At 74.1% G+C, this 15051-nt stretch carries 13 protein-coding genes; 3 read left to right on the plus strand and 10 right to left on the minus strand.

The features are described 5' to 3' along the window. Window positions 1-44: 44 nt before the first annotated feature. From ACFQ79_RS02905 to ACFQ79_RS02930, 6 genes are all read right to left on the minus strand, one after another. A complete protein-coding gene (locus ACFQ79_RS02905) occupies window positions 45-2888 on the minus strand; it encodes an ATP-binding protein (protein ID WP_383579105.1) in 2844 nt (947 codons plus the stop codon). Between the two features lie 650 nt (window positions 2889-3538). Then, window positions 3539-3958 (minus strand): ACT domain-containing protein, encoded by a 420-nt coding sequence (locus tag ACFQ79_RS02910; protein ID WP_383579039.1) that lies wholly within the window; start codon window positions 3956-3958, stop codon window positions 3539-3541. Window positions 3959-3994: 36 nt separating this feature from the next. Then, window positions 3995-5179: a thiolase domain-containing protein gene (locus ACFQ79_RS02915; protein WP_383579040.1), complete on the minus strand. Its 1185-nt coding sequence runs from the start codon at window positions 5177-5179 to the stop codon at window positions 3995-3997. Then, complete coding sequence (locus ACFQ79_RS02920; protein ID WP_383579041.1) at window positions 5169-6239, minus strand: thiolase domain-containing protein; 1071 nt, start codon at window positions 6237-6239, stop codon at window positions 5169-5171. Before ACFQ79_RS02920 ends, ACFQ79_RS02915 begins: the two co-directional genes overlap by 11 nt. Next, the gene (locus ACFQ79_RS02925) at window positions 6236-7195 is read right to left on the minus strand and encodes a Zn-ribbon domain-containing OB-fold protein (protein WP_383579042.1); all 960 of its coding nucleotides are present in this window, start codon (window positions 7193-7195) and stop codon (window positions 6236-6238) included. Before ACFQ79_RS02925 ends, ACFQ79_RS02920 begins: the two co-directional genes overlap by 4 nt. 102 nt (window positions 7196-7297) lie before the next feature. Next, on the minus strand, window positions 7298-8107 hold the full coding sequence (locus ACFQ79_RS02930; RefSeq protein ID WP_383579043.1) for a crotonase/enoyl-CoA hydratase family protein: 810 nt from the start codon (window positions 8105-8107) through the stop codon (window positions 7298-7300). A gap of 163 nt (window positions 8108-8270) precedes the next feature. On the opposite strand from ACFQ79_RS02930, the gene ACFQ79_RS02935 reads away from it, so the two are divergent. Next, on the plus strand, window positions 8271-9908 hold the full coding sequence (locus tag ACFQ79_RS02935) for an acyl-CoA synthetase (RefSeq protein WP_383579044.1): 1638 nt from the start codon (window positions 8271-8273) through the stop codon (window positions 9906-9908). Window positions 9909-9924: 16 nt separating this feature from the next. Here ACFQ79_RS02935 and ACFQ79_RS02940 read toward each other — a convergent pair whose 3' ends face one another. Beyond that, window positions 9925-10338 carry a VOC family protein gene (locus ACFQ79_RS02940; RefSeq protein WP_383579045.1) on the minus strand — a complete coding sequence of 138 codons (414 nt, stop codon included), beginning with the start codon at window positions 10336-10338 and terminating at the stop codon, window positions 9925-9927. A 134-nt stretch (window positions 10339-10472) separates the two neighbouring features. Beyond that, window positions 10473-11159, minus strand: coding sequence for an NADPH-dependent F420 reductase (locus ACFQ79_RS02945; protein WP_383579046.1), 687 nt, complete (start codon window positions 11157-11159; stop codon window positions 10473-10475). A 76-nt stretch (window positions 11160-11235) separates the two neighbouring features. Between ACFQ79_RS02945 and ACFQ79_RS02950 the strand changes: the two genes are divergently transcribed. Then, window positions 11236-11586, plus strand: a complete 351-nt coding sequence (locus tag ACFQ79_RS02950) for a winged helix-turn-helix transcriptional regulator (RefSeq protein ID WP_383579047.1) — start codon at window positions 11236-11238, stop codon at window positions 11584-11586. Between the two features lie 43 nt (window positions 11587-11629). Here ACFQ79_RS02950 and ACFQ79_RS02955 read toward each other — a convergent pair whose 3' ends face one another. Further along, complete coding sequence (locus ACFQ79_RS02955; protein ID WP_383579048.1) at window positions 11630-13150, minus strand: alpha/beta fold hydrolase; 1521 nt, start codon at window positions 13148-13150, stop codon at window positions 11630-11632. 102 nt (window positions 13151-13252) lie between these two features. Here ACFQ79_RS02955 and ACFQ79_RS02960 point away from each other — a divergent pair, with 102 nt between their 5' ends. After that, window positions 13253-14068, plus strand: a complete 816-nt coding sequence (locus tag ACFQ79_RS02960) for a pentapeptide repeat-containing protein (RefSeq protein ID WP_383579049.1) — start codon at window positions 13253-13255, stop codon at window positions 14066-14068. 195 nt (window positions 14069-14263) lie between these two features. Here the strand turns inward: ACFQ79_RS02960 and ACFQ79_RS02965 are convergent, their stop codons facing one another. Continuing rightward, on the minus strand, window positions 14264-15040 hold the full coding sequence (locus ACFQ79_RS02965) for a GNAT family N-acetyltransferase (RefSeq protein WP_383579050.1): 777 nt from the start codon (window positions 15038-15040) through the stop codon (window positions 14264-14266). Window positions 15041-15051: the final 11 nt, after the last annotated feature.

A 15051-nucleotide genomic window follows, 5' to 3' on the forward strand; every position in this document is an offset into this window, starting at 1 on the left:
CGTGCCCCGGCGCGCGATGCGACGCGCCGGGCGGCTCCGGGGGGTCAGTCCTGTCCGGCGAGGTCCCGGGGCTCCCGTCCGGTGTTCCTGAGGGCCTGCGCGAGGCCCGTGCGGTCGGTTCCGAGCTTGCGGTAGACGGCCGAGAGGAGCCGGGCCACGGTGGTGGCGTCGACGCCGAGAATCGCGGCCGCGTCCTGGTCGCGGACGGTGAGGTCGGCGGCGGCGCGCTCACGGGCGGTGAGCGTGTCCGTGCCCGCCGGGTGGAGCGCCCGCGGGCGGAGTCCGGCCGCCGCGAGCTCGGCGCGGGCCACCTCCACGAGGGCGTCGGCGCCGCAGTCCTGGGCGGCCTCGAGACCCCGGTAGAGATGCTCGGCGGCCTCCACGGCGCGCTCGGTGCGCCGGAGGGCCGCGCCGAGGGCGACGAGGGAGCGGGCCAGCTCGTACGCGGCGGGTGACTGGTCGAGCCAGTCGACGGACTCCTCCAGGAGCTTCACGCGATCAGCGGGCTCCGACACCTCGGCGGTCACGCGGAGCGCCTGGCCGATCGCGGAGGGCGCCCCGTACTGGCGGGCGCGGGCGACGGCCTCGTGGGCGGTGGCGAGGGCCTTCGACGGGGAGGTCGCCGCCTCGGCGAGCGCGAGGTGGAGCTGCCAGGGGCAGCAGGAGGGGTTGCGCTTGCCCCGCGGGTCGAGGCGCCTGCCGACGGCGGCCAGCTCCTCGGCGGCCTCCTGGGTGCGGCCGGTGGCGAGCAGCAGTTCGGCGTGGACGGTCTCGCAGTCGGGGATGGTGACGGCGGCGGGGAACGGTTCGCCGAAGTCGTGCTCACGGGCGACCAGCACGGCCTCCTCCGTACGGCCGCGGGCGATGAGGACCTCGATCATGACGCCGGTGGCGTACCAGAGGGCAGGGGTGCGGGCGCCGACGCGCTCGGCGAGGCGGAGTCCGGCGCGGGCGAAGTCCTCGGCCTCCATCAGCCGGCCGCGCCGGAAGCGGATGTAGCCGATGAGGGTGTACGCGAAGGCCAGGTGCGCCCCGCGCCAGCCCTGCTTCTCGAATTCGGCGGTCCCGGCGGCGAAGAGTTCCTCGGCGCGGCCGGGCCGGTCGGCGTAGAGGTGGAGCAGGGCCACGAGGACCGGCACCTCGAAGCCCCGGCTCTCGTCGGCCCAGGTGAAGCCGCCTTCGAGGGCGCGTTCGGCCTCCTTGAGGGCGAGGGAGGCGGGTTCGGCGCGCAGGGTGGCGTCCCAGGCGCGGAGTCCGATGATGTACCGCTCGGTGACGTCGCGGCCGGTGAGCCGGTCCGCGAGCGCCGCGAGGCGCCGGGACCGGGCGGGCGATTCCGGTTCGTCGGCGCGCAGGGCGTCCCACATGAACTTCTCGGCCTGCATCCGGAGTCGGCTGCGGGCGTCGGTAGCGATCCGGGCCTCCTCGCCGAGCAGCTCGGAGGCCTCGACGAGCCGGTCGCTGTGGGCGAGGACCTGGGCGAGGCGGTAGACGATGCCGTGGCGGAGCGCCGGGTCGCTGACCGGCTCCTCCAGGGCGGCCCGCAGATGGTTCACGGTGGTGGCGGGCTCGGTGAGGAGCGAGGAGCAGCCGAGTTCGAAGAGGACGGCGGCCCGGTCGTCGGCCGCGGGCGGCTCGCGCAGGGCGCGGGCGAGGAAGCGGCGGGCCGCGTCGGGGGCTCCGGCGCGGAGGTTCTCGCCGGCGGCGGCGCGCAGCTGGCCGACGACCCAGGGGTCGCCCTCGGGGTGGGTCTCCAGGAGATGGCGGGCGGCCGCCGTCGGGCCGAGCCCGGCGTCGACGACGCACCAGGCGGCCTGGCCGTGCAGGGCGACGCGGGTGGCGTCCGGGATGGACCGGTAGACGGTGCTCGCGATGAGCGGGTGGACGAACTGGAGCGGATCGTCGGCCTGTTCGGCCTCGGCGAGGACGCGTGCCTCACGGAGCCGGGCGGCGCAGTCGGCGACGGCCTCGCCGCCGAGACCGGCGACGGCGCCCGCGAGCTGGGGTGAGATCTCGGTGCCTAGGACGGCGCAGGCCCAGGCGAGGCGGACGGTGGCGGGTCCGAGCCGTTCGAGCCGGGTGACGAGGCCGCTGCCCTTGAGGGCGGCGGAGAGGTCGGGGAGTTCGTGGGCTCCGTCGGCGGTGGGTTCGAGGCCCTGGTCGCGGACCTTGGCGGCGAGTTCGACCGCCTCGAAGGGGTTGCCCGCGGTGACGGACCAGAAGTCGCGGCAGAAGCTGTCGTCGGCGTGGGCGCCGACGCGGTCGCGGACGAGCCGGGCGACGGCGGACGAGGTGAGCGGGGCGAGGTCGAGGGGGCGCTGGCCGGACCTGCGTCCGGTGAACTCGACCCCCTCGGCGGGGAGTTCGTCGGGGCGGTAGGCGACGACGAGGAGCATGGGCAGTTCCTCGGCGCGCGGGGCGAACGCGGCGAGCCAGCCGAGGGATTCGGGGTCGGCCCAGTGGACGTCGTCCAGGACGACGACGAGGGGCGCGCGGCGTACGGCGAGATGGGTGAGGACCCAGTCGAGTCCGTCGCGCAGACCCTGCGGGTCGGGCGGCGAGCCTTCGGCGGAGGCGCGGAGCCCGAGGGCGGGGCCGACGATGTCGTACCAGGAGCCGAGGCGTTCGCGCAGTTCGGCGTCGGTGGCGTGGGCCAGCTGCGGCTGGAGGAGCTGGCGGGCGACGTGGAACGCGACCCGCTGTTCCTGGTCGCCGCCGCGCGCGGAGAGCACCGTGCAGCCGCGGGCACCGGCGCGGCGCCGGATCTCGGCGAGGAGGGTGGTCTTCCCGAGGCCGGCGGGAGCGGCGTAGGCGAGTATGCCGCCGCGGCGGACGACCTGGGAGCGCGCGGAGGTCGCGGCGCCCTCGTCGGCCGCGGAGGTGAACACGGAACCGGGGCCGGCCCGGTGCGCCGGCGGCGACGCGGGGCCGTGGTCGGGCACGGGACGGAGGCCGGTCCTGCCGTCGGCGACCAGGTCGTCCTCGGGCGGCGTGGACAGCGGGCCGGTCGCCGGATCGGCGTCCTGGACGGAGGTCCCGGTGGGGACGGCCACCAGGTGCGGTCCCCGCGTCTCGCGGGGTGAGGGCACGACGACCGGCCACAACGGCTCGTCCGCCAGACCTGTCAGGAGGTCGAGCGCCTCCTCGGCAGCGGCGAGCGCGGCCTCGCGCTCGAAGAGGCCGACTCCCTGACGGGCCGACCCGCCGTCCTGACGTGCCACGTTCCACCCCCACACAGGGGGCGCGCGCCCGGCGCACGGTCAGGAGTGCCGAGCGGGAAGCCCCACGAAAACCCCAGCGTACGCCCGAAGGAGTGAGCTGGGGCGGTCAAACGGCCAAGCAAAATCCCGTCGTGTCGCACATGGCATATTCGCCTCGGCGCAGCGTGGTGGGGGGCACCTTCGTCGGGGGCGTCGAGGCCGCTTCCGTCATGGTCAGGCCGGTGTCGGCGGACTGGACGACCCGCCGCCCCGGGCCGTGGAGGCGGAACCGGACGTCTGGTACTCGACGGCCTCGCCCCTGCGGCCCGCGCCCTGCCCTAGGGGCGGCCCCGAGCGTCGCCGATGCCGCGTTCCGCGAGCCCTTCGAGCACGGCCAGCGCCTCCTCCGCGCGCGCGCGCTCCACGAAGAGGTGGTCGTGGTGGAAGCCCGCCACCACGTTGCAGCTGAGTCCCGCCCCGGCCAGCGCGCCGGCGACGGCGGCCGTCAGCCCGACGGCGTCGAGTGCGGAGTGCACGCGCAGCGTGATCCGGCCCGCCACGTAGTCGTACGGGAGGGCGGCGGAGTCCGCCTCCTCCTGGCGTACGACGAGGGTGAGCCCCTCGTCCTCGGCGACGGTGACCACCGGGGCGACCCCGGCCGGGGCGGGGCCGTCCACCGTGGTGAAGACGTAGCGGCCGGGGTCGAGTTCCGGCCGCATCCCGGCGAGCAGCCGGGTCAGATCACGTTCCGCGTTCATGGGCGCCAGGGTAGGCGCCCGGCCCGGCGGCGCGGCTCATCCGGTGGGCGGGGTGTCTCCCACGAGCCACATGGAGAAGAACTGGGCGCCGCCTCCGTAGGCGTGCCCGAGGGCCCGGTGCGCGCCGTCGACCTGGTGCTCGCCCGCCTCGCCCCGCACCTGGAGGGCGGCCTCGGCGAAGCGGATCATCCCGGAGGCTCCGATGGGGTTGGTGGAGAGCACCCCGCCGGAGGGGTTCACGGGCAGGTCGCCGTCGAGTTCGGTCACTCCGGCCTCGGTGAGCTTCCAGCCCTCGCCCTCCTCCGCGAAGCCGAGGTTCTCCAGCCACATCGGCTCGTACCAGGAGAACGGCACGTACATCTCGACGGCGTCGATCTCCCGCCGGGGGTCGGTGATGCCGGCCTGCCGGTAGACGTCGGCGGCGCAGTCCCGACCGGCCTGCGGCGAGACGAAGTCCTTGCCCGCGAACAGCGTCGGTTCGCTGCGCATCGCGCCGCCGTGCACCCAGGCGGGCGGGCGGGGCGAACGGGTCGCGCCCGCGCGGTCGGTGAGGATCATCGCGCAGGCGCCGTCCGACGAGGGGCAGGTCTCGGAGTAGCGGATCGGGTCCCAGAGCATCGGGGAGGCCTGCACCTTCTCCAGGGTGAGGTCGTGCTCGTGGAGATGGGCGTACGGGTTCTTGAGCGCGTTGCGCCGGTCCTTGTACGCGACGAGGGAGCCGATCGTGTCGGGCGCGCCGGTCCGCCGCATGTACGCGCGCACGTGCGGGGCGAAGAAGCCGCCGGCTCCGGCGAGCAGGGGCTGCTGGAAGGGCACGGGCAGGGAGAGGCCCCACATGGCGTTGGACTCGGACTGCTTCTCGAAGGCCACGGTGAGGACGGTCCGGTGGACGCGGGCGGCGACCAGGTTGGCGGCGACGAGCGCGGTGGAGCCGCCGACGGATCCCGCCGTGTGCACCCGGAGCATGGGCTTGCCGACCGCGCCGAGCGCGTCGGCGAGGTACAGCTCCGGCATCATCACGCCCTCGAAGAAGTCGGGCGCCTTGCCGATGACGACGGCGTCGATGTCCGCCCAGGTGAGCTCCGCGTCCTCCAGGGCGCGGACGGCGGCCTCGCGGACGAGTCCGGCGATCGACACGTCCCCGCGTGCGGCGACGTGCTTGGTCTGCCCTATGCCGACGACGGCGACGGGCTCCTTCGATGCCATGGCCTTACCGGACATGCGGCTCTCCTTCCAGGACGGCGACCAGGTTCTGCTGGAGGCAGGGCCCTGAGGTGGCGTGGGCGAGGGCGCGGTCGGAGTCGCCCCGGTGGATGCGGGCGGCGGCCTCGCCGAGCCGGATGAGGCCGGCGGCCATGACGGGGTTGGCCGCGAGCGCTCCGCCGGACGGGTTGATCCTCACGCTCTCGTCGAGGTCGAGGGCCCGGCGCAGGACGACCTCCTGGGAGGTGAAGGGCGCGTGGAGTTCGGCGGTGTCGACGGGCGCCTCGAAGGCTCCGGCGCGTTCGGCGGCGAGGCGGGTGGAGGGCGAGTCGGTGAGGTCGCGGACGCCGAGGGAGTGGGCCTCGATGCGGTGGTCCATGCCCCGGATCCAGGCGGGGCGGGCGCAGAGTTCGCGAGCCCGGTCGCCGACGGCGAGGATCACGGCGGCGGCGCCGTCGCCGATGGGCGGGCAGTCTCCGGTGCGCAGGGGCTGGACGACGTACTCGCCCTGGGGGCGGACGCCGGGCAGCTGGGCGTGGGGGTTCGCGGTGGCGTCCTCGCGGCTGCGGCCGGCGATCGCGGCGAGGGCGGGTTCGTCGGTGGCTCCCGCGTCGACGAGCGCCTGCGCCTGGAGTGCGGCGAGGGCGACCGAGTCCGGCCAGAGCGGGGCCAGGTAGTACGGGTCGAGCTGGCGGGTGAGGACGTCGCGGACGGAGCCGGGCGAGGACTTCCCGTAGGAGTAGACGAGGGCGGTGTCGGCCTCGCCGGTGAGGAGCTTCACCCAGGCCTCGTACAGCGCCCAGGCGCCGTCCGTCTCGACGTGGGACTCGGAGATCGGCGGCCAGGCGCCGACGCCGTCGAGGGCCATCGTGAAGGAGAAGGCACGGCCGGCCAGGTAGTCGGAGGAGCCGGAGCAGGTGAAGCCGATGTCGGAGGTCTTGAGGCCGGTCTGCCGCAGGACCTCGTGCAGGACGGGCATGACCATCTCGACCTCGGAGAGGTCGTCGGTGCGACGGCGGTGGTCGCTCTGGGCGAAGGCGACGATCGCCACCTCTCGGTCCGGCCGGTGCGGCGTCACAGCAGCTCCTTGTAGGTGTCGTAGTCGGCGTCGGGCTCGCCGGTGGGCCGGTAGTGGTCGGGGTAGCGGCCGTCCTCGCTCCACACGGGTTCGACGCGCAGGCCCATACGGACCTGGTCGTACGGGATGCCGCCGATGCGGCCGTGGAGGGCGAGCCCGGCGCCGTCGAGGGCGATGTGGGCGTAGACGTACGGCACCTCGATGTCGAGGTTCTTCGCCTTGATGTTGACGATGCAGTACGTGGTGACGGTGCCGCTCGGCCCGACCTCGACGCGGTCGGTGGTGGCGACTCCGCAGGTGGGGCAGGCGCCGCGGGGCGGCACGTACACCTTGGCGCAGGAGGGGCAGCGCTCGCCGACGGTCCTGCGCTCGCCGAGGGCGTGCAGGTAGCGGGTCTGGGCGCGGCCGGGGCTGTAGGTGTAGTCGAGGCGGGCGGCGGCGACGATGCCGGTGACGGGGTCGGCGAACCGGCCGTCGTGGGCGCCCGGTTCGGTCTGTGGATCGCTGTCGTACGGCTCGAAGCACGCGATGTCCGTGATGGCACCGGACCGTTCGGCGGCCCAGCGGATCCGGACCCGCATGCCGGTGCGGACGGCTTCGGGGCCGGGGGCGTCGAGGGCGTGCAGGAGGGCGGTGTCCGCGCCGTCGAGGCGGACGAGGACCCAGGCGAAGGGGGTCGCGAGGGGCTGCGCGGGGCGGGGCGCGGGGTTCCAGGCCCAGGTGGTGACCGTGCCGGTGGCGCCCACCTCGACGAGGTCGCGGAGCTCGGCGGCGGTGGCGGGGTCGTACTCGACGGGCGGGACGAGGACCTCACCGGTCTCGGTGCGGACGCCGAGGACGGTCCGCTCGCGGAGGCCGGTGAGGAAGGCGGACTGGACGGGGCCGAGGGAGCGGGTGAAGGGGAATTCGACGACGAGGGGTGCGCGGAGGATTTCAGGGGGCGGGGTGACGGTCATGGGGCGGGCTCCTTGGTGGCCGGTGGTCCGGCGTGTGAGGACCGGGGTCCGGGGCGGCGCCCCGGTTCGGGAAGGGGCGGGGTGGGGTGGGGTGGGGGAGGCTCACTCCCGTCGGTACTCCGGCGGCCGCTTCTCCGCGAACGCCCTCGCCCCCTCCTTCGCGTCCGCCGTGTCGAAGATCGGCCACCCCCGCTTCAGTTCGGCGGCCAGCCCCTCCGTCTCCGTCATCTCGGCGGTCTCGTACACGGACGCCTTCACCGCCTCGACGGCCAGCGGCCCGCACGCGTTGATCCGCTCGGCGATGTCGAGGGCCGCGTCGAGGGCGGTGCCGTCGGGGACGACCCGGCCGACGAGTCCGATCCGGGCGGCCTCCTCCGCCGGGTACGGGCGGCCCGTGAGGAGCATTTCGAGGGCGTGGGTCCGGGCGATCTGCCGGGGCAGGCGGACCGTGGAGCCGCCGATCGGGAAGAGCCCGCGCCGTACCTCGAAGAGTCCGAAGGTCGCCGAGGCGGCCGCGACGCGGATGTCGGTGCCCTGGAGGATCTCGGTGCCGCCCGCTACGCAGTAGCCCTCCACCGCGGCGATGACGGGTTTGCGGGGGCGGTGGTGGCGCAGCATCGCCTTCCAGTGCAGGTCCGGGTCGGCCTTGAGCCGGTCCCGGTACCGCTCGCCCTCCATCCCCTTGCCGGCCAGGGCCTTGAGGTCCATGCCGGCGCAGAAGGAGCCGCCCGCGCCGGTGAGGACGACGGAGCGGATGCCGTCGTCGGCGTCGGCCTCCAGCCAGCCGTCGTAGAGGCCGACGAGCATCGGCAGTGAGAGGGCGTTCTTTGCCTCGGGCCGGTTCAAGGTGAGGACGAGCGTGGCGCCTTCGCGCCGTACGCCGAGGTGTTCGGTGCCACCAGTGCCACCCATGGGGTCTCCCGTCTCCAGTTCTGGAACAGGTTGCAGTAGCCGGGGGTCCAGTTCAATAGTTTTCTGACACTCAGTCAGATTCTTCTGCGCACCCCCTTCCCCCTGTCGCCGGTCGGCGCTCTAATGACCGCCGAGTCAGTGCGAACCGGGGTCAGGAGGAACGGTGGAGTACAACCTTGCCGACCTGTTCGAATCGGTCGTCGACGCGGTCCCCGACCGCGAGGCGCTGGTGTACGTCGACCATCCGGGGACGGGCGAGGAGCGTCGGCTCACCTACGCCGAGCTCGACGAAGCCGCCAACCGGATCGCGCACCACCTCGTCGACGCGGGCATCCGGCCCGGCGAACACCTCGGCCTCCACCTGTACAACGGCATCGAGTACCTGCAGACCGTCCTCGCCTGCCTCAAGGCACGGATCGTGCCGGTCAACGTGAACTACCGGTACGTGGAGGAGGAGCTCGTCTACCTCTACCGGGACGCCGACCTGGCCGCACTCGTCTTCGACGCCGAGTTCACCGACCGGGTCGCGGCGGCACTGCCGCAGACGGAGAAGCTGCGGCACCTCGTGCGGGTGGGGACCCCGCCCGGGGGAGCCGCAAACCTGGACTGCGTCCCGTACACCGAGGCCGAGGCCGCCGGTTCACCCGCGCGGGGCTTCGGGCCGCGCTCGGCCGACGACCTCTTCATCATCTACACCGGTGGCACGACCGGGATGCCCAAGGGCGTCCTGTGGCGCCAGGAGGACCTGTTCTTCGCCGGGCTGTTCGGCGGGGACCCCTCGGGCGAGGCGGTGAAGCGCCCCGAGGAGCTGGCCGAGCGGGTCGCCGCCGGCGGCTCCGGCATCACCTTCTTCCCCGCGCCGCCGCTGATGCACGGCACGTCCACGCTGACCGCGTTCATCGCCTTCAACTACGGCCAGCGGGTCGTCCTGCACCGCAAGTACGTCCCGGAGGAGGTCCTCCGCACCCTGGAGAAGGAGAAGGTCTCCAGCATCTCCCTGGTCGGGGACGCGATGCTGCGACCCCTCGTGGACGCGCTGCGCGGGCCGCTGAAGGACACGGACCTCTCCGCCCTGTTCAGCCTGTCCTCGTCCGGGGCGATCATGTCCGAGACCGTACGGGCCCAGCTCCAGGAGCTGATGCCGAACGTCCTGCTCCTCAACAACTTCGGCTCGACCGAGTCCGGTTCCAACGGCCGCGCCACCGACGACTCCGGGCCGGCCCGGGGCTTCCGGCTGCACGTCAACGAACGCACCCAGGTCGTCGACCCGGCGACCCGCGTCCCCGTCGCCCCCGGCGAGATCGGCCGACTGGCCCAGCGCGGCCACGTGCCGCTCGGCTACTACAACGACCCGGAGAAGACCGCCGAGACGTTCTTCGAACGGGACGGCGTCCGGTGGGTACTCCTCGGCGACATGGCGACCGTGGACGAGACCGGGGTGGTGACCGTCCTCGGGCGCGGCTCCCAGTGCATCAACACGGGCGGCGAGAAGGTCTATCCGGAGGAGGTGGAGCAGGCCCTGAAGTCCCACCCCGACGTGTACGACGCGCTGGTCGCCGGAGTGCCCGACGCCCGTTGGGGCAACCACGTCGCCGCGGTCGTGCAGCTCCGCGCGGACGCGCCGCCGCTGGACCTGGAGACCCTGCAGACCCACTGCCGTCCCCGCCTGGCGGGGTACAAGGTTCCGCGCCAGCTGGTCCTCACCGACCGCATCCAGCGCTCCCCCAGCGGCAAGGCGGACTACCGCTGGGCCCGCACGGTGGCGGTGGAGGCGGACACGGGCCCGGACACGAACCCGTAGGCGGAGCGCGAGCCGGTCAGCTCCGCTCGGTGATGTTGACCATCCACGTGACGCCGAACCTGTCCGTGCACATGCCGAACACATCGCCCCACATCTGCTTCTCCAGGGGGACGGCGACGGTGCTGCCGTCGGACAGCCCGTCCCAGTAGCCGCGCAGCTCGTCGGCGTCGTCGCCGCTCAGGCTCACCGCGAAGCCGCCCCCCGGGGTCTGCTCCGTGCCCGGCGGATTGTCGGCGGCCATCAGCGTGAAGCCGCTGGGCGTCTCCAGCATGCCGTGCATGATCTTGTCGGCGTATCCGGGGGGCGCCTCGGCGCCGAACCCGCCGTACGTGTTGAGGTCGAGGGTGCCCCCGAGGACCTGCTTGTAGAACTCCAGGGCCTGCTTCGCGTCGCCGGAGAAGCTGAGGTAGGGGTTGAGTCGCGTGGTCACTCCTGGCTCCTGTCATGTCGCGCCGTGGCGATGTCGGGCACCGTCCGAGGGCGCCGCACCACCGATCCTGCACCGGTGCCCGCCCGTACGGCCGAGGCGCGCCGCGCCTCGGCCGATCGGCCCATGGACACCCCCTAGGCGGTGCCGGACGGGCCCAGGGCGCCCGACGGCGCTTCCGCCGGCCCCGCCGCGAACGCCAGCGGCGGCGCCATCGCCCGGACGTCCGCGTGCTCCCCCACCCACAGGCCGATGAAGAGCGCGGCCGTCGCCTCCAGGAGTCCCGCCCTGTCGAGGCCTCCCCCGGTCAGCGGTGCGCAGCCCGCGTCCCGCACCAGCCGCCGTACGAGCGCGAGCGCGGTGTCGTCGTCACCGCACACCGGAACGGCGAGACGCTCCCCGTCGAAGACGGGAGGGTCCATCCTCCACACGTCCTCGTGGCACAGGTTGAAGGCCTTGACGACCCGTGCGCCGGGCGCGGCGTCCGCGAGGCGGCGCGCGGCCGAGGGGCCACCGTCCGTCAGCAGCCGGAAGCCGGCTCCCACCGGGTTGGAGCAGTCGAGCAGCACCTTCCCGGCCAGGGGCACCCGCAGCTCGCCGACGACCGTCTCCCCCGCCCCGTACGGCAGCGCGGCGAGGACCACGTCGCCGAAGCCCGCCGCCGCGCGCAGGCCGCCGTACCCGGTGCCGCCGCCCAGGCGGCCCGCCAGGTGCCGTGCCTTCGTCTCGTCGCGGCCCCCGACGAGGACCCGGTGTCCCGCCCGTACCCATTGGGTGGCCAGGGCGTCCGCCATGGCGCCCGTGCCCAGTACTCCGATCCGCATCGTCCGTCCCCTCTCCGCGCCGGTTCTCGGCGCCTCGGGAACGACATTAGGAGGGCGGTCGGGCACCATCTGGTACGTGACTTCCGACGCCTATCTGGCCGACTGCCGCGCCCGCCTCGCCTTCGACCTGCTCTCGAACACCTGGAACGCCGTGGTGCTCTGGTCCCTGCGCCGGGGCCCGAGCCGCCACGGCGAACTCCGGGAGCACATCGGCGGCATCAGTTCCAAGGTCCTCACCGAGACGCTGCGGCGGCTGGAGTTCAACGGCCTGGTGGAGCGACGCGTCGAGGACGGCGCCCCGGCCCGGATCAGCTACGAACTCACTGGCCTGGGACGGACCTTGCTCGGTCCGATCGACACGTTCGGCGCGTGGGCCTTCGAGCACGGCGACGAGGTGATGGCCGCCCAGGAGCGCCACGGCGGGTGACGGTGGCCGCGGGAACGCGGCGCGTCGACGGGGAGCCCGCTCCCTAGAGGCCGAACTCCCGCAGTGCGCACAGGAATGTGTCCGGCGCGTCCGTGTGGACGAGGTGTCCCGCGCCGATCGTGACGAACCGGGCGCCGGGGATGCGGTCGGCCAGCCAGGCCAGCTGGTCCTGGCGGACGTGGCTGGTCGGGCCGCCCGCCACGACGAGCGTGGGGGCCGTGATCGCGGGGAGTTCCTCGCGCCAGGCCGGGTCGGGCTCGTTCAGCTGGGCATCGGTGGACGGGACGATCTCCCAGTCGAAGCCGAGCGGTCCCTCGGGGCGTTCGGCCCGGGGGCGCGGCGGGTCGAGCGGGAAGAACACGGGGACGTCCTCCAGGACGAGCCGCCCGATCAGGTCGGGTTCCCGGGCGGCCAGGAGATACGCGGCTCCGCCGCCCATCGAGTGGGCGACGACGGTGGCGCCGGTCAGGCCGAGTGCCTTGAGGAAGCCGCCGAGTTCGTCGCGGAAGACGTCGAAGCCGTAGGTGCCGGGCCGGTCGCTGAGGCCGTGGCCGCGCAGGTCGACCGCGTACACCCGGTGGTCGGCGGCGAGCTCGGCCGCGATCCGCGCCCAGGTGGTGCTGTTCTCGCCGCGTCCGTGGACCAGGACGACGGCCGGGGCGTCCTCGGGGCCCCGGACCCGGTGGGCGAGGCGGACGCCGTCCACCGTGACCGTGCCGACCTCCGGGTCGAGGAAGGCGGCGACGGGGCGGACGAACGCATCGGCGTCGTCCACCCACGGGAAGTGTCCGGCGCCCGGCAGGACGACGAGCTCGGCGTTCGGGAAGAGGGCGGCGGCCTCGGCGGCCTTGGCCGGGGTGGGGCCGGGATCGCACTCCCCCGCGAGCAGGAGGACCGGCGCCGTGAGCGCGGTGAGCGCGCGGCGGGTCGCCTCCGGGGTGTACGCGCCCTCGCCGTGGTACGCGGGGGCCGCCTCCCGGTTCGACTGCTCCGCCTCACGGGCCGCGTGGTCCTGGGCGGCCGCGTCCCAGCGGCCGTACGCGAAGGGGGCGACGATCTCACGGACGCGGGACTCCGGGGTGTCCGGCCCGATCGCGTCGAGTGCGGCCCTGGCCTGGGCGTACCAGGGCCGGTCGGCGAAGATCTCGACGGCCTCGTCCCACTCCTCGTCGGTGGTGCCGACGCCGAGCGCGCGGCCCAGGCTGGTGACGAGCACGAGGGAGCGGATCCGCTCGGGGTGTGCGGCGGCGTACAGGGTGGCCAGGTTTCCGCCCGCCGAATGGCCGAGCAGGTCGATCTTCTCCAGGCCGAGGTGGACGCGGAGCGCCTCGACGTCGCCGACCTGCCGGTCGCAGCGGTACGTGCCGGGGTCGGCGGGCTCGGCGCTCGCCCCGGTCCCCCGGGCGTCGAGCAGGACGAGGGCGCGGTGGGCGGCGAGTCCACCCAGGTCACCGAGGTAGGCGGCGTCGCGCATCGGCCCGCCCGCGAGGCACACCAGGGGGTCGCCCTCCCCCACGGTCCGGTAGGCGAGTTCGGTTCCGTCGTACGAGGTGAACTGTGGCATGGCACCGATCCTCACGGACCACGAACGATCTTCGCAACGGGTTTGCCGGGAGCGCGATACGGTGGGTGGACCGCCCCCGACCAGCGAAGGAACCGTCCCAACGTGCCCGATACCGGGGAATCCGCCCTGCGCGGCGACTGTGCCAACTGCTTCGGCCTGTGCTGTGTGGCGCTGCCCTTCGCGAAGTCGGCCGACTTCGCCGTGAACAAGGCGCCGGGCGAGCCCTGCCGGAACCTCCAGGGGGACTTCCGCTGCGGCATCCACACGCGGCTGCGGCCGAGCGGCTTCCAGGGCTGCACGGTGTACGACTGTTTCGGCGCCGGCCAGCAGGTCTCCCAGGTGACCTTCGGCGGTGTGTCCTGGCGCGAGGCGCCGGAGACCGCGAGCCGGATGTACGACGTGTTCTACGTGATGCGCCAGCTCCACGAGCTGCTGCGCTATCTCACGGAGGCGCTGGCCCGCCCGGCGGCACGTCCCCTCCACGCCGAGCTGCGGACGGCACTCGCCCGGGTCGAGGACCTCACCGGGGGCTCGGCGGACGACCTGGAGCAGCTGCGGGTGCCGAAGGTGCGGGCCGAGGTGAACAGGCTGCTCCTGCGGACGAGCGAGCTCGTCCGCGCCACGGCCTGCGGGAAGCCGAAGAGCCGGCGCGGGGCGGACCTGATCGGCAAGCGGCTGCGCGGGGCGAAGCTGCGCGGCACCGACCTGCGCGGGGCGCTGCTGATCGCCGCCGATCTGACGGACGCCGATCTGTCGCTCACGGATCTGATCGGCGCGGACCTGCGGGGCGCCGATCTGTCGGGTGCGGACCTGACCGGCGCCCTCTTCCTGACGCAGCCCCAGCTGAACGCGGCGCGCGGGAACGCCGGGACCCGCCTTCCGGAGGGTTTCGAGCGCCCCGCGCACTGGGCGTCCTGAGCTACGACGCGGGGGGGGCGCGTTGCGCCAGACCGTCACGTCGAGCGGCAGGCGGGTGGGCGCGCCCTCCGGGGAGATGCCCCGGACGATGACGAGGCCCCTGCGGCCGGGGCCGCGCCCGCGACGAGCGGCAGCACCGTCTCCACGGAGTGTGCGTCGTGGGAGACGACGGGAAGGCCCCGGGAGGGGGTCGGTCTAGCCGCCGTAGGTGTGAGGGGTCGTGGTGGAAAGCGTGAGGAATCCCAGGCGCTGGAGGATCGGGCGGCTCGTGTCGGCCGCGTCGACCTGGACGTAGCGGTGGCCGCGTTCGGCCGCGATGCGCGCGCGGTGGGCGACGAGTGCGCGGTAGAGGCCGCGGCCTCGCCAGGCCTCGACGGTGCCGCCGCCCCAGAGGCCGGCGAAGTCGGTGCCGGGGCAGAGTTCGAGGCGGGCGGCGCTGACCGGTTCGCCGTCGGCGAGGGCGAGGACGGCGGTGACGGTGTCGGGGTCGGCCGCGAGCCGGTCCAGGAGCTGGCGTTCGAGGTGGCTGCTGTCGGTGCCGAAGGCGCGTTCGTGGACCTCGGCCACCTGGCGCACCCCCGACTCGTCGGTGACGGCCCGGAGTTCGACGCCGGCGGGGAGCGGTACGCCGTGGGGCAGCGCGGCGGCCTCGGCGGCCATCAGGGTCTCGGGGTCCTCGGCGGTGAAGCCCGCGGCGAGGAGCCGTGCGCCGAGGTCAGCGGGGGCGTCGTGGGCGTACAGCTTCCACTCGAACGACAGGCCTTCGGCGCGGTAGTGCTCGATCTGGCCGGCGATGGCCCGGTCGGCGTTCCCGGCGTCGAGACCGGACCAGAGGACGCCGTTCCAGGCGTGCGCGGGTCCGGTCTGGCGGACGACGTCGCCGACGCGCTCGACCCGGCAGCCGGGCCCGTCGGGGCTGGCGTCGCGGCGGAGCTGACGGTCGTACAGGTCACGGAGGTGCTGGGGTTCCATGCGGGCCACTC

Origin of the sequence: Streptomyces sp. NPDC056480 (assembly GCF_042795405.1) — a bacterium.
Lineage (GTDB): Bacteria > Actinomycetota > Actinomycetes > Streptomycetales > Streptomycetaceae > Streptomyces.

What these genes read in the sequence shown, in the direction of transcription:
- ACFQ79_RS02955 (WP_383579048.1), bottom strand. Translation starts at nt 13,150, where the DNA reads ATGCCACAGTTCACCTCGTACGACGGAACCGAACTCGCCTACCGGACC.
- ACFQ79_RS02915 (WP_383579040.1), bottom strand. Translation starts at nt 5,179, where the DNA reads ATGTCCGGTAAGGCCATGGCATCGAAGGAGCCCGTCGCCGTCGTCGGC.
- ACFQ79_RS02925 (WP_383579042.1), bottom strand. Translation starts at nt 7,195, where the DNA reads ATGACCGTCACCCCGCCCCCTGAAATCCTCCGCGCACCCCTCGTCGTC.
- ACFQ79_RS02965 (WP_383579050.1), bottom strand. Translation starts at nt 15,040, where the DNA reads ATGGAACCCCAGCACCTCCGTGACCTGTACGACCGTCAGCTCCGCCGC.
- ACFQ79_RS02945 (WP_383579046.1), bottom strand. Translation starts at nt 11,159, where the DNA reads ATGCGGATCGGAGTACTGGGCACGGGCGCCATGGCGGACGCCCTGGCC.
- ACFQ79_RS02930 (WP_383579043.1), bottom strand. Translation starts at nt 8,107, where the DNA reads ATGGGTGGCACTGGTGGCACCGAACACCTCGGCGTACGGCGCGAAGGC.
- ACFQ79_RS02910 (WP_383579039.1), bottom strand. Translation starts at nt 3,958, where the DNA reads ATGAACGCGGAACGTGATCTGACCCGGCTGCTCGCCGGGATGCGGCCG.